The following is an 18,489-nucleotide window of genomic DNA, read 5'->3' on the forward strand; positions in this document are numbered from 1 at the left end:
TTTTTACTGTAATTAAGCTTATTGATTGTAATCAATCGTAATCGTTTCATCGTGTCTTTTTGAAAGAAGTTTACTCTTTTTTCTATTTTCTTTTGATTGAAAAATAATATCGAAATCATAATCATCAGGATACAGCTCGCAAGCGGCTATATAGAGTGTAATCCTTTTATGATTAATTACGACCTTTTCTCCTTTTATTTGGACCATATAATTTCCATGCTGATCGGGCCCTGAATAAATAATTCCAAACTCATTTGCCGGCGATATTTTCACGTTGTCACCTTGGTGAAAAAGTGTAACTTTCATTTCTACTTTTGTCGTTTTATTTCGATGTTGATATTTATTAATTATTACCTGTTTCTCTTGTTCCCTTAGTTTCCAACCATCGGTGCTATCGCGTGTATATTGCTTCTCTTCCTTGTAAGTAATTCGGTGTGCTCTTTCGATGATTTTAGGATGGACACCGAGCTTTAAGGCTATCGCAAATGCTTGGCTTTCTCCCCCTCTGCCAATGTGTAAGCGGTAGGTCGGGCTCAGTGTGGTTATATCAAATTCCATTGACCCATTAATAAAGCCCGGATGTGCTTCCGCAAACTCCTTAATCTCGCTATAATGTGTTGTTGCCAGAATGGTTGCTCCTTTTTCATAAAGTGTTTCTAAGATAGCTGTTGCAAGCCCCATTCCTTCTCCAGGATCTGTCCCTGATCCAAGTTCGTCTAATAATGCTAATGTTCGATCATTCGTTTCTTTTAAAATTTCAATGATATTAACAATTCGAGAGCTAAAGGTACTTAAATTTTCGGTAATACTTTGTCCATCGCCTATATCCACTAAAATTCGTTCAAAAATGCCAAGGCTACTTTCTGCTGATGCTGGGATATGCAATCCGCATTGTACCATAAGGGTTAAGAGGCCAATGGTTTTGATGGTGACTGTTTTTCCGCCGGTATTTGGTCCTGTTATCACTAAGGCACGCTGTTCCTTTTCCAGCTTTACAGACAAAGGTACTGCTTTTTCACCAAGAAGGGGATGCCTCGCTTCCATTAAATCGAATTCACCGGATTCATTGATCTTTACCCTATTGCCACTAATTGACCTACTATACTTGGCTTTGGCAAATAAGAAATCATAATGAACCATGGTTTCAATCGCAAACCGAATATGTTGTTCCTTTTCTTCGACAAGCCCTGTTAAATAGGTAAGCACCTTTTGCACCTCGACCTCCTCGTCTGCAAACAGCCATGATAGTTGGTCCTGATATACTGAAATTTCTTCGGGCTCGATAAAAAGAGTTGAACCTGAGGCAGAAGTATCTAACACTGTTCCTTTTATTTTGTTTCGATATTCCTTTTTAATCGGAATGACATATCTTCCATTTCTTTGACTTACAACCTGCTCCTGTAAATAGGATTTATACTTATTCGATTTCGTCAACTGCAGTGTTTTTTCTTTTAGCCGTTCCTCTTGAATCGCGATTTGTTTCCTTATTTTTATTAATTCCTTGCTTGCATAATCATCGACACGACCATTGCGGATACAACGAATGATTTCATTTGCAAGTTCGGGTAATTCATCAATGCCCTTGACATACGAAGACACACGTGGTGCATAAAATTCCTTATCCTTCATATATCTTCGCATTTTTCCGCAGCAATCCAAGAAATCCGATAGTTTTGCCAATTGATCAGCCCTAAGCGCTACTCCTTTATTCATGTTATTTAGCAGGTGTTCCATCCCGTCTAACCCATGAACAGGGACGCTGGCACTCTTTTTCAAAATCCCAACTGCTTCAGACACCTCTTCAAGCCATGCTTCAATCTGCTTCATATTCGTTGATGGGGTAATCGAGCTGATTTTCTCTTTCCCTTCTTTTGTTAATGCAAAAGTAGCCATTATTTCAGAAATTTTATTAAAGTCCAATGTTTTAATAGTATGTTGATTCATTTTTTAGCCTCCTAAATAATATAAAAATAGCCGCAATGAACAATGTCATTGCGGCTAAAAATGATGAGCAGGGATTTCCACTCATTCTCATACAAATATTTATCCAAAATAAAAACTGTCTACACGAGTGTACACAGCTACATTGGAGAAAGATGTATGCTTATGCGTGCCACATTGTTCTTAACTTTCATTCCATAGCTAAATAAACCCTGCATTCCGTTAAAATGAAATGGGGGATGCCAAGAATGAAACGATCCAATTGTTTGGATTAGTTAAGAACGACACCTAACATAAAACATACTCCCTTAGTAGAAAAGCGTAAGCGCCCCTAGGCGCTGAAGCTAGACACATATAATAAATTTAGATTCATATTTAGAATATGGCAATTAGAAACATTTGTCAACTGGCCATCAAACTATTTTATACAATAAAACCAATAATAATCGGAATGATAAACGAGGTTAACACAGCTGCAATTCCCATCGCTGCACCTGCTACAGCACCTTGGACCTCCCCTTCTTTAACCGCCTCGGCAGTACCGATACCATGTGCAATCGTTCCAATCGAAAGCCCCCTTGCAAATGGATGATTGATCTTACACACGCTCAAAAGTTTGGCCCCAAACATTGCGCCGATCATTCCCGTAATGATGACATATGCAGCAATTAGTGAGATATTTCCATGAATGATTTTTCCTATTTCCGTAGCAACCGGTACCGTAACTGATTTAACCGTGAAGGCACGGATGAACATCTCAGAAAGGTTCATCCACTTGGCTAATATTATGGCAGATGTAATGGTGGTAACAATTCCAATTGACAACCCTACCAAAGCTGCCCAGAAGTATTTTTTGAACATGTTACGATTTTTATAGATGGGAACCGCGAGAGCAACGGTTGCCGGGCCCAGTAAATAGGTCATGATCATTTTTGCCGGCCTATATTCATCAAAAGAAATATTTGAAACCACTAATAAAAAAATAATGATCAATGTACTTAAAAATACGGGACTAGTTAATGGCGAAGAATATTTTTTTCCTAAGAAACGAGTAAATAAATACGCAGAAACGGTTAGGAGAATACTATAGAGCGTGATCATGATAGGTGACTTTTTCCTTCTCATTTTTCACAATAACGGTTTGGGTTACTTTCCCGGCAGATAACAAACCGATAAAAGCGCTAAAAATTAGAATAACCAAAAGCAACAAACCTTTCGCAGCAAAAATATCTCCTAGTGTCATGAGTCCAACTGAAATCGGTATAAAAAAGAAACCTAGATGTTTTAACAGCCAAGCGGATACCCATTCAATTTGTTCTAACTTAATGACACCAAGCCAAAGTAAAACGAATAAAAAAACAATGCCAATAACATTTCCGGGAATCGGCAAATGGAAGAACCGGACTACCCAATTCCCAAGCTGATAGATTACGACCAAAATAACCAATTGCATCGTAAATTTCCAAACCCTTTTCATCTTCCCTAACACCTATCTTCCTCAAAAAATCTGATTTTTCAAAAATCACTAATAATAATCCAGTATAAATGAATAATCATCTTGGCGCATCCACTTTTGTTCACAAAATATCCATTTCTTTTTGCGGAAAACTTCTTTATCTTAATTGTAGGAGGGTTTGTGATGAAAAAAATCTATCTAATTTGCAGTCTTGCTGTATTCCTGGGCATTGCAGGAGGAATCTCTTTTTTTCTTATTCGGGATGCAAATGCGGCAATTCCGGCAGATGTCTCATTGATTAACCAAAATGGGGATCCCTATCAATTTGGCAAAGATAAGACAAAATTAAAGCTAATTGAATTTATCTATACTCATTGTCCTGATGTTTGTCCTACCACCACCCAAAAAATGGTTAAATTAAAAAACGATTTAGTTGAAAAAGGGGTTTATGGTAAGACTATCGAATTTGTCACCATCACCATTGATCCCTATCGCGACACCCCTGAAACCTTACAAGGATATAAAGAAGGGTTTGGCATAAAAGATGATAAAAATTGGGTATTCTTAACCGGGGAAAAGCAAAACATGAAAAAGGCACAAAAGGAAGTAAGGAAAGTGACGGATGCCCTGCAATTTCAATACAAGGATCCAGGGAACGGGCAATTTATCCACTCAACCTTCACCTATTTGGTAGATGAAAACAACAAATTTATTGCAAAGTTTCCAATGGGGGAAGAATTTAAAGAAAAAGCGGTGTACGATAAGATTATTGATAATATAAAGTAAATGCTGAAGCATAAAAAAAGCGGTTAGCCCTCTTGGATTAATCGCTTTTTATCACCTATTTTTCTCATTAGTTCACGGATGAAGGATATTTTTTCAGTTGCTGCATTGATAAAAGGTAATTGGACTTTGGTTTGGTTAGACTCGCTTTTATACCAGCTTTTTTTAACTTGTTTACGAGTTCAGTAAGCTGTTTTTTTGCCATACTTTTCACCCTCTTTAAAACATCTTAGGTCAATTCTACAACAAATATATGAATAAAGTGTGAATATGGGAAAATATTTTTAGAAAAATTTTCTTGAGCCTTCCACACTACTTGAAAAAATTCGCTCTTCTCCTATTTTAATGGTATAATTTAAAGCAATATGTTTTTTGGAGGATGTTTTGATCATGATTACTGTAAGTAATGTAAGTTTAAGATATGGTGACCGAAAGTTATTTGAAGACGTAAATATTAAATTCACACCGGGTAATTGCTACGGGCTAATCGGTGCGAATGGTGCCGGAAAATCAACCTTTTTAAAAATCTTGTCCGGAGAACTTGAAGCCCAAACCGGAACAGTTCAACTTGGTCCAAATGAACGGATGGCTGTACTAAAACAGAACCATTTTGAATATGAGGAATTTGAAGTCTTAAAAACCGTTATCATGGGTCACTCAAGATTGTATGAGGTCATGCAGGAAAAAGATGCTATTTACATGAAAGAAAACTTTACAGATGAAGACGGCATGAAAGCCGCAGAACTCGAAGGTGAATTTGCTGAATTAAACGGTTGGGAAGCTGAGCCCGAAGCAGCTATTCTCTTAAAAGGTCTAGGAATTGGCGAAGAGCTACATGACAAAAAAATGGCCGAATTAACAGGTTCCGAAAAAGTGAAGGTATTACTTGCACAAGCATTATTCGGTAGACCTGATGTTTTACTTCTCGATGAGCCGACTAACCACTTGGACATTAAAGCCATCCAATGGCTAGAGGATTTCTTAATAAACTTTGAAAATACCGTTATTGTCGTATCCCACGACCGTCACTTTCTAAATAAAGTGTGTACGCATATCGCTGATTTGGATTTCAGTAAGATTCAAATTTATGTTGGAAACTATGACTTTTGGTATGAATCTAGTCAGTTGGCATCAAGAATGGCATCAGATCAGAATAAAAAGAAAGAAGAAAAAATTAAAGAGCTGCAAGCCTTTATTGCCCGCTTTAGCGCAAACGCATCTAAATCTAAGCAGGCAACATCTCGTAAAAAGTTATTAGATAAAATCTCACTAGATGATATTAGACCATCATCCCGCCGCTATCCATTCGTTGGGTTTACACCAGAGCGTGAAGTCGGTAATGACCTATTACGTGTGGAAGGTTTAACAAAAACGATTGATGGGGTCAAAATCCTTGATAATGTCAGCTTCTTTATGAATAAGGGAGATAAGATTGCGCTTGTAGGAACTAACGAAGTTGCAAAAACCACTCTTTTTAAAATATTAATGGGTGAAATGGAAGCAGACAGTGGCACTTTTAAGTGGGGTATCACTACTTCACAGGCTTACTTCCCGAAGGATAACTCCGAGTATTTTGAGAACAGTGATCTTAACCTGGTAGATTGGCTTCGTCAATTCTCTCCAAAGGACGATAGTGAAAGCTTCTTGCGCGGATTTTTAGGAAGAATGCTATTTTCCGGTGAGGAAGTGCTAAAGAAAGCAAGTGTCCTTTCTGGTGGAGAAAAAGTACGTTGTATGCTCTCAAAAATGATGTTAAATGGAGCAAACGTATTGTTGCTGGATGAGCCAACCAACCATTTAGATTTAGAATCCATCACGGCTCTAAATAATGGATTAATCAATTTCAAGGGTTCGATGCTCTTTTCATCACATGACCATCAGTTCATTCAAACGATCGCCAATCGAGTTTTTGAATTTACGCCAAATGGTTTAGTAGATAAGCAAATGAGCTATGACGAATATCTTGAGAATGAGGAAATACAAAAGCAAGTTGCGGAAATGTACAAATAATCATATTAAGGATGTCTCAGGTGCGATTAAGTCACCCCGGACATCCTTTTCCTTTTCTACTATCTCTTTTGTTTTTTTCTTGAAGATGGTTCTTCTCGTGATCCTGTTTCAGTCATGGTTGTTCCTTGACCCTCTACTTGCGGCGAACTAAGCCCAATTGTGGATGGATCAGCTTTTCGTTTACTACGTTTTCCCATTTGATACACCTCCCCTACTATCTTTCGGAAAATTAATGGTTGCTATACCGAATATTTACCGTAATCTTTGGCATGATAATTTATTGAGGAGGTGTTTTGTATGGCAAAAGTTGGAGTAGAACAATCGCTTACAAATATTCAACAAGCACTTAGGGAAAAAGGTCATGATGTGATTGAGCTGAAGCAGGAGTCAGATGCACAAAATTGTGACTGTTGTGTTGTTACTGGCCTTGATTCAAACGTAATGGGTATGCAGGATACCTATACAAAAGGCTCTGTCATCGATGCAAATGGAATGTCAGCTGATGAAGTATGCCAGCAGGTCGAAAGCAGGCTGCAATAATAAAAGCGTAAGGCGCCTGGTTATCGGCGTATGAAGCTAGACAATATTCAAAGCAATTTAACATTTAAAGGACTAAAGGATTCCACTTTAGTCTTTTATTGATTCTCCTTTTTCGCATGAATATTGACCTTAGGACCCCTTTCTTTAGAGGTTGATTTCATTTTTTCATTCCGCACCTCTTCTATTTTATCTTCTTCATCAAGCTTGGGGGTAAATTCACTCCCATATGTCGCCCCTATATTTAATTTCCCTTTTAATTCTTTAATTCCAAGCTGACCAAAATTGTTATTTAGTTCATACTTATCTAAAATGATTTTTTCTATATTTATTTTTTCAATGATGATTGGCGGTTCTGGTGGCTTGTAATCCTTAACCTTTTGTTCCTGGAAGTCGTGCAGCGTTTTTTTTAACTCTTCGATATTACTTTCTAAGGAAAGTAACTTTTTCTTTAATTCCTTTTCTCCATCATTTTTACTGAATAATAGGAATACATCTCTAAGTGACATGCTCACAAACTCCCTTATTTTATACCTTACTTACATTTATATAGAGAAAACAGCTAAACATGTCCAATCATGAAATAATCGAACATAAATGTTCGATCGTCAAAGATCTCAGGGCAAAATCAGTTTAGTCGATAGGAATAATTTCTCCTTTTTCAACTGTTCGTTGATAACTAACGAAAAGGATACCGTTCCAAAACTTTGCATTTAATTGATTGGGACTAACAGAATCCGGTAAGGTGATTTGTCTTTGGAATTCTCCATAAAATCTTTCTGAATAGGTTAAATTTAATTGCGGATGGATTGGTAATGCCTTTCCTTTGACGGTGAGGATTGTGCCGTTTAGCCCTAATTCCAGGTTTTCCTTCATAACTCCGGGAACTTCAATCATAACCACCACCTCATTCTCATTCTCTAATACATCAATGACCGGGAATGTACGCGTGGTTTTCTCCTCACGACCAGATGGTCCGTTCGTATTGGCAGACGGCTGGGTGAATTGTTGTTCGTTCATAAATTGCTTTGCGAAATCTTGGTCAAATATATTATTCCAGAAGTCTCCCCCATGCATATTCTTGGCAATGTCCATCCATTGTTTTAATTTATCCATCTCCATCAATCCACACCCCTTTCTTTCCTCTTAAATATGTGTGGAGTAAAAAAGGAAATTAATATTTATCGCTCCTACTTCCATCTTACTAATCTTATTCGAAATTTAATCCAACTATTATGCCTGTTTCATAAACATTAAAAAATCGCATATAGTTATTAGCAAGGAAAAAGGAGGAGATTTGATGCCAGTACCGATTCCATATATAAATATAAATATATTTATGATTAAAATTAATTCCTTTGAAAATGCATCTGCCGTAAATATTGGGCAGAATCTATTAGCTGAATGGCATAATTCAGATAAAAAAAATCAGGGCTACGGGCAAAACTTTGGTGACAAAAGTGACTTTATAGGTACGAGAAGCTTTGTCGATGATAAAGACCAAATCGACTCTCCCTCCTCCTTCGACTCCCGACCAATGACAGTCGATAGGCAAACCTAAAAAAATAGGCCATGGAAAGGAGTTTCTTTCCATGGCCTATTTCATATAAGAATCAGTATTTACTCGCCCCTTTCTTGCGAAAACCAATGACTGCCGCTACTAATGCAAGAATTGTTAACCCAAAGAATACATTACTATTTAAAATTTGTATATTTTTTTCTTTTGTTTTACTTTCTTTCGTATTACCTTCTTTTATGGGAGCTATTTTCACTTTAGGCTCCTCTTTATCCTTTAATTGAATTGACTGGATGGACTGTCCTTCATGATTTTCTATCGAAAGTACTCCGTCAGGATTGATTTTTTTCGTACAACCTGCAACATCTTCGGTAATAAGAGTATCGTGTTCCGGAAAAAATTCTTTATTTTCGGTTGTATAAATTTCTCCCTGTTTAATGGTTGAGTGCTGATATGCCTTAAAACCGTAATCCAATAATAAAGCGGTATCCTTATACTTATCATTTTTTAAATTAGACTTTAACACAATCGCTGTCAGCCTAATTTTTCCGTTATCAGCAGTAGTGGCTAATGTTTGTTTTGTTTCATCTGTATAACCCGTCTTCCCCCTGTTACCTCTGGATAAGGGAGCTCCCCTTTTAGCATTCGGTGATGGGTATATAGTGTAGACGCCCAAGACTGACCCTGCCATTCCAGTACCTTCGTCCCAAATATTTCTGCAAAAACGGGATTCTTGATTGCATAATTGGTAATTATGGCTAAATCCATCGCCGTGGTGTAATGGTTTTCATCAAACAATCCATTAGGATTGGTGAAATGCGTATTGTTTACACCAATATTATTCTTCAAATAATTATTTAGATTTTCAGCAAAATGATCCACTGTGCCATCGAGATGTTCTGCAATTGCCATTGCAGCATCATTCCCTGAATTAATAAGCATGCCTTGAATTAACTTCTGTAACGGAGCCTGTTCCCCTTCATTTAAATATACTCGCGTACCGTCTTGGCTTGCGGCATTCTTGCTGACAGTCACGATTCCACCTAAATTCCCCTTTTCAATGGCATAGATGGCAGTGGCAATTTTCGTAAGGCTTGCCGGGTACATTTTTTCATTGGCATTTTTAGCATAAAGAACAGCACCCGTGTCAGAATCTAACAGAACAGCCCCTTCACTTTTTAAATCCAATTGGACTGGTTCAGCAGCACAGGTTTTTATTTGTGTGGTAAATAGGAAGAGCAAAATGATGGTACAGCTAACAAATTTTTTCAATAAATAAACACCCTTACATTACAATTTATCCCTATTCGATTTTAACAGATTCTTCAAAAAAATAAAGAGAAAAAACCGATAGGAATATCCTACCGGTTAACTTTCATGTCCTTTTTTTAGAAATTAATAATGTAATTTGGGCCATTATAAAGGGAAGAGACGATTTTCTTCTGTACGCTAAATATTTCGGCTCCCAACTATTTGTATATTTTTGCTTAAACTTTCTCAGGCCTTGGAAATGATAAATAAAATGGCCATGTAAGAAAATTTGCGCTGCTATTTTCTCACTTAAAAAGGAAAACCTTGAAAGGCCCACATTCGAAAGTGGGGCCATCCCCATATTAAAGCGCTCATACCCTTGTCCCTTTGCCCAGTCAATTAACGAAAGAAACAGAAAATCGATGGTACCTGATGGTGCATCAGGTATCACTCTCATTAAATCAACAGATATCGTTTGATAATCATCATAAACATGCATGATGCTCATGAAACCAAGAATCCGCTTATTCTCATCAGTGACAATAGCAATAGGTGCCTTATTTAAATAATGTTCGTCAAAGAATCCGAGCGAAAACGCCTTTTCTTTTCTACCTTGCAGCCATTCATTTGAAACTCCCCTTAATTCTCCTAACAGTTCTGACGAAAAAGGAGGTTTTACTAATTCAAAGTGGAACTGATCACGACTGAATTTATTCTTTAGGGCTCTTAATCCCTTCATTTTATTTCCAGAAAGTGTGAAGGTCTTCAAATCCACAAAGGCCTCTTCACCCAATTTAAAAAAGGCAAAGCCATGACCGTGTAAATATGGAAGCATCTCATCACTCACTTGATAAAAGACGGGGGTATAACCGTATAGGTCGGCAATTTCTTGAAATTCTTCGATTGCATTTGATAATTCCTTTTTCTCCCCAACCGGGTCGCCTAGGATAACTAATTTATCCGCGTATTTTTGGAACGGGATTAAAACATTTTTCCCGCTATTCCAGAAAATATATTTATCATGCAAAAAGATTAAATGGGATAACACTTTTCCTTTATATTTGGTAAAATGGCTCATTATTTCTTTTTCATGACCGATCGATCTTTCGAATTTCCACTTTTTTGGCAGGCTGATCAAATAGCCGGCAAACAAGATCAAAACTGCAATTACGAGGCCAATGCCTGCACTCTTGAACAAGTCTCGATAATCGACAATGACATATGGTATGAATTTTGTTGGGATCGTTAATTTTGCTATCGGCAAGTTTAAATATCCGATCAAAATATACATGGAAGTAAGGACCAAAATCACCGTCACATCGAAAATGGTTTTTCCCCATGTGAGGACATAGCTTTCTCGATAAAATTGCCCTTTTGATATTCTCAACAGCAACGCAACGATGATTAAAAAGATGGCCTCTTCATAGTCAATCCCTTTAAAAATGGAGAATAAAGCAGCCAGAATTAGCGCAAGCATGGTCAAATCATAGGTTCTTTTCACACTGTATTCAATGCCGCGTGATAAACCTAACAGTAAAAAACCAGCCGCTACCGAAAGTTGATGTGACACATTAATAATTGGAAAGGACAACAATTCCTGAGCAATTTTAAGCCTCGACATAATTCCCGGAACACTCGCCGATAACAGTAAAATCAACCCCGATAGAAATACGAGCATGGTTAAAATGACATGACTTAATCCTTGAACAATTGCTTTAGGAAGGTAATTCCAGGATTGGTTCCACCTTTGCCAGTAGAGTTTAACAAAAAAGATTAAGCTGACCAAAAATGGGATGAAATAGTAACCAATGCGATATAACAAAAGCAAGACGAGAAATTTCTCTTCGGGCACGTGTAAATCCTGCATCCCCCAAATAAAGACTAAATCAAAAGAACCTAGCCCGCCGGGAATCATACTGATAATACCCGCACATGCGGCCACAACATATACCGGAAATAAATTTTCAAACGTGATTGAAATACCAAGGATCCTGCTTAAAACAAATATAGCTATAAAAACAGCGAACCACTCAACAACGGAGACAATGACTAGCTTGATTGTTTCATTCGTGGTAATCAATGTCTGATTGTCCTTTTTTGACTTAATCATATGTATTACTAAGAAAACAGGTAAATACAAACCTACCCCTACAACGGCGAAATAAAGCCATTTGGTTTCCACAAACAGCGGAAAATTTCGATAGTGAATGGTAACAATCCAAGTAAGAAGAGAAATTCCCGTAAGGTAATAGAGTGACACAGAAGCAATTATCCCTAAAAGTCTCCGCTTGTCCTTTTCTAGCTTATGAAAAAAGTAGGTTCTTAGCATGGCACCAATTAATCCGCCAAAACCGATTAAATTAGAAAAGGAATTAGCGATAAATGATTGTTCCAGCAGTTCTCTTCTTGAAACCTTTAACTTTAAAATCCTCACTAAGATGACATCATAAAGCAGCATCGGTAAAACAGCAGCAAAGGTAACGACCAGGATCAATAATAAACTCCAAATATTCAGTTGATTGATTTCATTTTTGAGTAATTGACCATTTAAATTTCCGGTAAATTTTCTAATCTCAATAATAGCGAAAATTAATAATAATAATGGAAAGATAAATTTGGCCACTTTTAGAACCTTTTCTTTTTTAATCCCCAACAAGATTACCACCTATTTTTTTCATTCCTGATTTTACTATAAACTCTTCGCCAGTAAAAACAAAGAAATATATTCCAACACGGCTTAGTTTAATTGTAGACAGTTTAGATAAGGTTCAACCATCTTTTGCGTAATCCCATTGCTTCTATAGAATATTTCGAAAAGAGTAACAAAGTAATAAAAGTTTTTTAAAAGAGACAAGTTTACTTACCTTCTATGCATAAGTATAAATAGGACAAATTATCGAGGGGGTTATTTTATACATGAAATTCTTAGTCTTAAAGAAAGAAACACTACTATTCGTTTTAGCTGTCGGCATCGTCATCGCCAGTATTTCCGCTTGGTTCATGTTAAAAGCAGGCGATACCACCGTATTTAATCAACAATCAGATAAAGAGATTCGCGAAATTCATATGGTGACTGGAGAATTCAAGACAACCACGAAGGATGGGCAAGAACTAGAATCCTACCGTTGGGACCCTAGCACCGTGTTTCTTGAAAAAGGGGAAAAAGTAAAGCTATTCATTAGTGGAATAAATGGTGAAAAGCATCCATTTTATATTGAAGGGACCAAGATTAAAGGTACAGTGAAAAAGGGGGAGGAAACGACAGTTCCCCTTCAATTCGAGAAAGAGGGGACCTACCGCTTAATCTGTGAGGTCCATTCAGACAGGTCCCATAATGGGCCAATGATCGCCTATATTGTGGTTGATTAAAAGCGGGTTGCCTCTTTCCTGCTTTTTTTTTTATCAAATGGCACCGTTTCATTTGTTTTCACTATTAAAGCATTGATATTTTGAATTCTTCTTATATAACAGATTTTAATATCGTGTATATTTTTATAGTACAGTTTATTAATTGTTAACAATCAAGTTCACAACTTCTTCAAATTTATCCGCAATAAACCCTCATTTTTCACTACTTCACAATATCTTAACAATTACTTCCTTTTTATGTGAGACTTTTCACATTCACACTGTTATACTCTAACTAAGATATAAATAACTAATCTGTTATATAATTTATCAAATTTAAGAGGTGGATAATCATGGAACAATGGCAAGGATTTTCTAAAGGAACTTGGACAAGAGAAGTAAATGTACGCGAATTTATTTTGAAGAACTTTATTCCTTATGAGGGTGATGACTCCTTCTTAACTACAGCTACTGACGCAACCAACAAACTATGGGAAAAGGTAATGGAGCTAACCACACAAGAACGTGAGAATGGCGGTGTCCTTGATATGGACACGGAAACCATTTCAACTATCACTTCACATGGACCAGGATATCTTGATGAAGAACTTGAAAAAGTAGTGGGCGTGCAAACAGATAAACCTTTTAATCGATCAATGCAGCCCTTTGGTGGAATTCGTATGGCAAAGGCAGCATGCGAAGCATACGGCTATGAATTAAATCCTGAAATTGAGAGATTCTTTACCGAGTTTCGTAAAACACATAATCAAGGTGTTTTTGATGCCTATACAGACGAAATGCTAAAAGCCCGCAAAGCCGGAATCATTACCGGACTTCCTGATGCCTATGGACGAGGACGCATTATTGGTGATTACCGCCGTGTTGCTTTATATGGTGTTGATTTCTTAATGAAAGAAAAACAAAAAGATTATCAAAATACGAGCAACGTTATGACAGAAGATAACATTCGCTTACGTGAAGAGCTGTCCGAACAATATCGTGCATTGAAAGAACTGAAAGAACTTGCAAAAAGCTATGGATTTGATATTTCCCTCCCTGCCGAAACAGCTCAAGAAGCATTCCAATGGGTATACTTAGCATACTTGGCAGCCATCAAAGAGCAAAACGGTGCAGCGATGAGCCTTGGACGGGTATCTACATTCCTAGATATCTATATTGAAAGAGATTTACAGAATGGTAGATTAACAGAAGTGGAAGCACAGGAACTTGTGGACCATTTCGTTATGAAGCTGCGTCTTGTCAAATTTGCCCGTACACCAGACTATAACGAATTATTTAGCGGTGATCCAACATGGGTAACGGAATCCATTGGCGGTATGGCGCTTGACGGACGTTCATTAGTTACGAAAAACTCATTCCGATTCCTTCATACACTAGATAATTTAGGGCCTGCACCAGAGCCAAACTTAACAGTGTTATGGTCAACCCAACTGCCTGAGAACTTTAAGAAATATTGTGCAAAGATGTCCATCAAGACTAGCTCTATTCAATATGAAAACGACGAGATAATGCGTCCGGAATATGGTGATGACTACGGAATTGCCTGCTGTGTATCGGCGATGGAAATCGGGAAACAAATGCAATTCTTTGGTGCCCGTGCAAACCTAGCTAAAGCAATGCTTTACGCTATAAACGGTGGTGTCGATGAAAAATTAAAAATTCAAGTCGGGCCAAAATATCAGCCAATTACAGCAGAAGTATTAAATTACGATGAAGTCATGCAAAAATTTGATAAAATGATGGAATGGCTTGCAGGTCTATATATAAACACCTTAAACATTATTCACTACATGCACGATAAATACAGCTACGAACGGATAGAAATGGCTTTACACGATACGGAGATTCTACGTACCATGGCAACCGGAATTGCCGGCTTAAGTGTTGTCGCTGACTCACTAAGTGCCATTAAATATGGTGAAGTAAAGGTCATTCGTGATGAAAACGGAATTGCTATAGATTTCGAAGTAAATGGTGATTTCCCTAAATACGGAAACAACGATGATCGTGTTGACAGCATGGCGGTTGAAATTGTTGAAACCTTTATGAAAAAACTGCGCAAACACCAAACCTATCGTGATTCGGTGCATACATTGTCCATTTTAACTATCACTTCAAATGTGGTTTATGGTAAGAAAACTGGTAATACACCTGATGGACGCCGTGCTGGTGAACCATTTGCACCGGGTGCAAACCCAATGCATGGCCGGGATACAAAAGGAACATTAGCTTCCTTGTCTTCTGTTGCAAAGCTTCCCTACCGTTATGCAATGGACGGAATTTCAAATACTTTCTCCATCGTACCAAAGGCACTTGGAAAAGAAGAAGAAACCCAAATTCGCAACTTAGTTTCCATCTTGGACGGATATGCAATGAAAACAGGACACCATCTTAATGTAAACGTCTTTAATCGCGAAACACTAATGGACGCAATGGAACATCCGGAGCTCTACCCACAATTAACAATTCGTGTGTCCGGATATGCGGTGAACTTTATTAAACTAACAAAAGAACAACAACTAGACGTCATTAATCGTACATTCCATGAATCACTATAAATATTCTGGGGCTCCCCTATTTCGAGGAGCTCCCGCCTTATAAATGAAAGGGGTCATCATCATGAACGGAAATATTCATTCTATTGAAACATTAGGAACTGTCGACGGACCAGGAATTCGTTACGTAATTTTTACCCAAGGCTGCTTATTGCGCTGTCAATTTTGCCATAACGCAGATACATGGGAAATCGGCACGGGCAAGCAGATGACTGTTTCCGAAATCATGGATGATCTGATCAGCTATCTTCCTTTCATTCAGGCTTCTGGGGGAGGAATTACTGTTAGCGGTGGTGAGCCATTGCTGCAAATTCCTTTCCTAACGGAATTATTCAAAGAATGTAAAAGGCAAGGAATTCATACAACCATTGATTCTTCCGGTGGCTGCTTCTCCCATTCCAAACTTTTTATCGAGCAGCTGGAAAAACTTTTAACGGTTACTGATTTAGTCCTTCTTGATTTAAAGCATATAAATCGGAAAAAGCATGTTCAGCTGACAGGAATGGCGAATGACCACATCTTAGAATTCGCAAAATTTTTATCCGATCGAAACGTTCCTATTTGGGTTCGTCATGTATTGGTGCCAACCGTTACTGATGATCCGGAAGATCTCCAAAAACTTGGTGAGTTTATTGGTACACTTGAAAATGTGGAGAAGATAGAGATCCTTCCTTACCATAAACTAGGGGTATATAAATGGGAAGCCCTAGGACACGAGTATCCGTTAAAACATGTCGAGCCACCAACTGAAGAAAAGGTCAAGTATGCTTATCAAGCGATTACTGCCCATTGGAAAAGGCGTTAAAGAAGAATTCAAACACCAATTCTTGAAGAATTGGTGTTTTCTTTTCATTTAATAGAGCTAGGAAGTCATTCCCACTTAGTATTTTACACGGTTTAAATTGATTATTTGGCTGTTCTCGGCTATACTCATATCATTGGTTTAAAAGAAGAGGTGATAATTTTTGTTTCAGTTACTTATTGACCACTCGGATATAAATACCCTGAATGCTCTTTACGTCAGTATTTACTTGGGATTAATACTCAAATTTTTATTGGCTTGGGGTGTCGAGTATTCCTTTTTGGGCAATACTTCCGATCCAACAAACACAAAAATAATTCACCCATTGGTTTTTTACCGTAAAAAAAGCGGATTACATGGAAGTTTTATTCTGAAAAGAATTGTTAAATATATTCGTAGAAAAGAATGTACTCAAGATGATTCTGAAGAACCTATTTCCTTCCTTTTCACTTAACCAATTTAGACAAACATTCTAGGAGGAAATATGAAAACAAAACGATCATCTATCTTACTTGCAGTCCTTTTAATCTTACCAACTATGCTATTATCAGCTTGTTCATCTAATGCACAAAGTGGAAATAGCCATGGATTTTTTCAAACTTATTTTGTCCATCCTTTTTCGACCATTATTCATTCAACAGCTGAACTATTCAATGGAAACTATGGTTTAGCAATTATTCTGGTCACCCTGGTGATCAGGCTTATCCTCATGCCGTTCATGTTAAAACAATACAAAAATCAAATGGCAATGAAGGAAAAAATGGATGTCTTAAAGCCAGAAATGGATGTTATTCAGAAGAAAATGAAGACGGAAAAGGACGCTAAGAAAAAGCAAGAACTTCAAGCTGAAATGATGGGTTTGTATAAAAAACATGGTGTTAATCCATTGAATATGGGTTGCTTACCACTTTTAATTCAAATGCCAATTTTAACCGCCTTTTATTATGCGATTCGTGGTTCAAAAGAAATTGCCGCCCATCAATTCTTATGGTTTAATTTGGGGCATCCTGATATCATTATCACAATTATCGCAGGGGTAGTTTACTACTTCCAGTTTAAAGTATCTCAAACCAATATGCCGACTGCACAGCAGCAGCAAATGAAAATCATGGGTCTAATGTCGCCATTAATGATTGTAATGTTTTCCTTTAGCGCTCCTGCGGCACTACCGCTTTATTGGGTTGTTGGTGGGCTATTCTTAACTACCCAAACCTTTATTAGCCACAGACTTTATAAATCAACAAAGTCGATCGAATCGACACCAGTTAAACAAAAATAATCGATTTGAAAAAGAAGCATTTCTTATGAATGCTTCTTTTTTTATTTCCAAAATGTTGGCAGGATAGTCCTTTGCAAAATTAGACATTCTATCTTTGTACAACTTGGATAAAAGGAGTGCTTAAACCACATGAAAAAAAGTTTGTTTGTAATTGGATCCCTCGTATTTAGTCTTTATTTATCTGGTTGTGCAAGGAATGATGTAAATGATAATGTCGCCTACCGCAACCGAAATACAAATGAACCAACAAGGGTAAATTATAATACCCCGAATAATGGCGGCCCTGCGATTACGGGGGTTGATACAAGCAATCGGGACCTTGATCGAACTCGAAACAACATTACTAATGTACGCCACGATAATCGAAATAATGTTGGAAACAATCAATCAAAAATAAGAATCGCGGATAAAGCAGCCGATAAAGTGACAAATTTGCCTGAGGTGGACCATGCGAATATTATTGTAACCGATAATAATGCCTATGTGGCAGCCAAGCTGGATCCATCCTCAAGGAATGAGCTGACAACAGATATTGAAAATAAAATTTCTCGAGCTGTTAAATCGGTCGACGCCGATATCGACAATGTTTATATATCGGTTAATCCAGATTTCTATGATCGAATGAATCATTATGCCAGCGATATTCGAAATGGAAAACCAATCTCAGGTTTCGTAAATGAGTTTTCCGATACTATCAGAAGAGTGTTCCCGGATGCACGATAATGGTAGCGAAGTAAAAGGGACAGATTCTTAATAGGAATCTGTCCCTTAAAACCTTATGCATTAAACATCCTGAAAATATTCCTTATAAAACCCACCGACTTTTCCGGTATTATCAATGATGTAGTAAAATTCTTCTGTTTCGTTTTTTACATCATAAATAGTACCGACAGTTAAGGCGTTATTTACCAGATATTTTTTTGCATCGGTATGAACGCATTTTACTTTTCTAACTGTTTCTCGATCCCGCCACGTTAAATGAATCATTGC

Annotated in this window: 19 protein-coding genes; 9 read left to right on the forward strand and 10 right to left on the reverse strand. The window is 37.4% G+C overall.

Translation table 11 applies throughout. The features are described from left to right. Positions 1-18: 18 nt before the first annotated feature. The 3 genes from RCG19_RS00250 to RCG19_RS00260 all read right to left on the reverse strand — a co-directional run bounded on the left by RCG19_RS00250 (position 19) and on the right by RCG19_RS00260 (position 3,418). A complete protein-coding gene (locus RCG19_RS00250; RefSeq protein ID WP_308109225.1) occupies positions 19-1,944 on the reverse strand; it encodes an endonuclease MutS2 in 1,926 nt (641 codons plus the stop codon). A gap of 420 nt (positions 1,945-2,364) precedes the next feature. Further along, entirely contained in the window at positions 2,365-3,042 is a 678-nt protein-coding gene (locus RCG19_RS00255) for an LrgB family protein (RefSeq protein ID WP_308109226.1), read from the reverse strand. Further along, entirely contained in the window at positions 3,026-3,418 is a 393-nt protein-coding gene (locus RCG19_RS00260; RefSeq protein WP_308109227.1) for a CidA/LrgA family protein, read from the reverse strand. The genes RCG19_RS00255 and RCG19_RS00260 overlap by 17 nt, the downstream gene beginning before the upstream one ends. Positions 3,419-3,580: 162 nt before the next feature. Between RCG19_RS00260 and RCG19_RS00265 the strand changes: the two genes are divergently transcribed. Both RCG19_RS00265 and RCG19_RS00270 read left to right on the forward strand, forming a co-directional pair. Then, entirely contained in the window at positions 3,581-4,183 is a 603-nt protein-coding gene (locus tag RCG19_RS00265) for an SCO family protein (protein ID WP_308109228.1), read from the forward strand. 387 nt (positions 4,184-4,570) lie between these two features. After that, entirely contained in the window at positions 4,571-6,190 is a 1,620-nt protein-coding gene (locus RCG19_RS00270) for an ABC-F family ATP-binding cassette domain-containing protein (protein ID WP_308109229.1), read from the forward strand. Positions 6,191-6,249: 59 nt separating this feature from the next. Here the strand turns inward: RCG19_RS00270 and RCG19_RS00275 are convergent, their stop codons facing one another. Beyond that, positions 6,250-6,387, reverse strand: coding sequence for a YuzL family protein (locus RCG19_RS00275; protein WP_166240042.1), 138 nt, complete (start codon positions 6,385-6,387; stop codon positions 6,250-6,252). A gap of 100 nt (positions 6,388-6,487) precedes the next feature. On the opposite strand from RCG19_RS00275, the gene RCG19_RS00280 reads away from it, so the two are divergent. Next, positions 6,488-6,730, forward strand: coding sequence for a YkuS family protein (locus RCG19_RS00280; protein WP_166240040.1), 243 nt, complete (start codon positions 6,488-6,490; stop codon positions 6,728-6,730). A 95-nt stretch (positions 6,731-6,825) separates the two neighbouring features. Here RCG19_RS00280 and RCG19_RS00285 read toward each other — a convergent pair whose 3' ends face one another. Both RCG19_RS00285 and RCG19_RS00290 read right to left on the reverse strand, forming a co-directional pair. Continuing rightward, a complete protein-coding gene (locus tag RCG19_RS00285) occupies positions 6,826-7,236 on the reverse strand; it encodes a hypothetical protein (RefSeq protein WP_308109230.1) in 411 nt (136 codons plus the stop codon). Between the two features lie 124 nt (positions 7,237-7,360). Further along, positions 7,361-7,849, reverse strand: coding sequence for an Hsp20/alpha crystallin family protein (locus tag RCG19_RS00290; protein ID WP_308109231.1), 489 nt, complete (start codon positions 7,847-7,849; stop codon positions 7,361-7,363). A gap of 178 nt (positions 7,850-8,027) precedes the next feature. On the opposite strand from RCG19_RS00290, the gene RCG19_RS00295 reads away from it, so the two are divergent. Then, positions 8,028-8,288, forward strand: a complete 261-nt coding sequence (locus RCG19_RS00295; RefSeq protein WP_166240034.1) for a hypothetical protein — start codon at positions 8,028-8,030, stop codon at positions 8,286-8,288. Positions 8,289-8,340: 52 nt separating this feature from the next. On the opposite strand, the gene RCG19_RS00300 is transcribed toward RCG19_RS00295, so the two are convergent. From RCG19_RS00300 to mprF, 3 genes are all read right to left on the reverse strand, one after another. Continuing rightward, positions 8,341-8,769: a hypothetical protein gene (locus tag RCG19_RS00300; protein ID WP_308109232.1), complete on the reverse strand. Its 429-nt coding sequence runs from the start codon at positions 8,767-8,769 to the stop codon at positions 8,341-8,343. Positions 8,770-8,810: 41 nt separating this feature from the next. Then, positions 8,811-9,515, reverse strand: coding sequence for a D-alanyl-D-alanine carboxypeptidase family protein (locus RCG19_RS00305; RefSeq protein WP_308109233.1), 705 nt, complete (start codon positions 9,513-9,515; stop codon positions 8,811-8,813). Between the two features lie 103 nt (positions 9,516-9,618). Then, positions 9,619-12,147: a bifunctional lysylphosphatidylglycerol flippase/synthetase MprF gene (mprF, locus tag RCG19_RS00310; protein WP_308109234.1), complete on the reverse strand. Its 2,529-nt coding sequence runs from the start codon at positions 12,145-12,147 to the stop codon at positions 9,619-9,621. Between the two features lie 263 nt (positions 12,148-12,410). On the opposite strand from mprF, the gene RCG19_RS00315 reads away from it, so the two are divergent. From RCG19_RS00315 to RCG19_RS00335, 5 genes are all read left to right on the forward strand, one after another. Beyond that, a complete protein-coding gene (locus tag RCG19_RS00315; RefSeq protein WP_308109235.1) occupies positions 12,411-12,863 on the forward strand; it encodes a cupredoxin domain-containing protein in 453 nt (150 codons plus the stop codon). Between the two features lie 332 nt (positions 12,864-13,195). Beyond that, positions 13,196-15,421 carry a formate C-acetyltransferase gene (gene pflB, locus RCG19_RS00320; RefSeq protein ID WP_308109236.1) on the forward strand — a complete coding sequence of 742 codons (2,226 nt, stop codon included), beginning with the start codon at positions 13,196-13,198 and terminating at the stop codon, positions 15,419-15,421. Between the two features lie 61 nt (positions 15,422-15,482). Then, entirely contained in the window at positions 15,483-16,223 is a 741-nt protein-coding gene (gene pflA / locus RCG19_RS00325) for a pyruvate formate-lyase-activating protein (RefSeq protein WP_308109238.1), read from the forward strand. 481 nt (positions 16,224-16,704) lie between these two features. Then, positions 16,705-17,499 carry a membrane protein insertase YidC gene (gene yidC, locus RCG19_RS00330; protein WP_166240022.1) on the forward strand — a complete coding sequence of 265 codons (795 nt, stop codon included), beginning with the start codon at positions 16,705-16,707 and terminating at the stop codon, positions 17,497-17,499. 129 nt (positions 17,500-17,628) lie between these two features. Next, positions 17,629-18,222 carry a YhcN/YlaJ family sporulation lipoprotein gene (locus tag RCG19_RS00335; protein WP_308109239.1) on the forward strand — a complete coding sequence of 198 codons (594 nt, stop codon included), beginning with the start codon at positions 17,629-17,631 and terminating at the stop codon, positions 18,220-18,222. A gap of 60 nt (positions 18,223-18,282) precedes the next feature. Here the strand turns inward: RCG19_RS00335 and RCG19_RS00340 are convergent, their stop codons facing one another. After that, complete coding sequence (locus RCG19_RS00340) at positions 18,283-18,486, reverse strand: DUF6501 family protein (RefSeq protein ID WP_166240098.1); 204 nt, start codon at positions 18,484-18,486, stop codon at positions 18,283-18,285. Positions 18,487-18,489: the final 3 nt, after the last annotated feature.

The sequence above is a fragment of the Neobacillus sp. OS1-2 genome, assembly GCF_030915505.1.
Lineage (GTDB): Bacteria > Bacillota > Bacilli > Bacillales > Cytobacillaceae > Neobacillus.

Excerpts from the sequence above, each read along its gene's own strand:
- RCG19_RS00250 (WP_308109225.1), bottom strand. The coding sequence starts at position 1,944 with ATGAATCAACATACTATTAAAACATTGGACTTTAATAAAATTTCTGAA.
- RCG19_RS00255 (WP_308109226.1), bottom strand. The coding sequence starts at position 3,042 with ATGATCACGCTCTATAGTATTCTCCTAACCGTTTCTGCGTATTTATTT.
- RCG19_RS00260 (WP_308109227.1), bottom strand. The coding sequence starts at position 3,418 with ATGAAAAGGGTTTGGAAATTTACGATGCAATTGGTTATTTTGGTCGTA.
- RCG19_RS00265 (WP_308109228.1), top strand. The coding sequence starts at position 3,581 with ATGAAAAAAATCTATCTAATTTGCAGTCTTGCTGTATTCCTGGGCATT.
- RCG19_RS00270 (WP_308109229.1), top strand. The coding sequence starts at position 4,571 with ATGATTACTGTAAGTAATGTAAGTTTAAGATATGGTGACCGAAAGTTA.
- RCG19_RS00275 (WP_166240042.1), bottom strand. The coding sequence starts at position 6,387 with ATGGGAAAACGTAGTAAACGAAAAGCTGATCCATCCACAATTGGGCTT.
- RCG19_RS00280 (WP_166240040.1), top strand. The coding sequence starts at position 6,488 with ATGGCAAAAGTTGGAGTAGAACAATCGCTTACAAATATTCAACAAGCA.
- RCG19_RS00285 (WP_308109230.1), bottom strand. The coding sequence starts at position 7,236 with ATGTCACTTAGAGATGTATTCCTATTATTCAGTAAAAATGATGGAGAA.
- RCG19_RS00290 (WP_308109231.1), bottom strand. The coding sequence starts at position 7,849 with ATGGAGATGGATAAATTAAAACAATGGATGGACATTGCCAAGAATATG.
- RCG19_RS00295 (WP_166240034.1), top strand. The coding sequence starts at position 8,028 with ATGCCAGTACCGATTCCATATATAAATATAAATATATTTATGATTAAA.
- RCG19_RS00315 (WP_308109235.1), top strand. The coding sequence starts at position 12,411 with ATGAAATTCTTAGTCTTAAAGAAAGAAACACTACTATTCGTTTTAGCT.
- pflB (WP_308109236.1), top strand. The coding sequence starts at position 13,196 with ATGGAACAATGGCAAGGATTTTCTAAAGGAACTTGGACAAGAGAAGTA.
- pflA (WP_308109238.1), top strand. The coding sequence starts at position 15,483 with ATGAACGGAAATATTCATTCTATTGAAACATTAGGAACTGTCGACGGA.
- yidC (WP_166240022.1), top strand. The coding sequence starts at position 16,705 with ATGAAAACAAAACGATCATCTATCTTACTTGCAGTCCTTTTAATCTTA.
- RCG19_RS00335 (WP_308109239.1), top strand. The coding sequence starts at position 17,629 with ATGAAAAAAAGTTTGTTTGTAATTGGATCCCTCGTATTTAGTCTTTAT.
- RCG19_RS00340 (WP_166240098.1), bottom strand. The coding sequence starts at position 18,486 with ATGATTCATTTAACGTGGCGGGATCGAGAAACAGTTAGAAAAGTAAAA.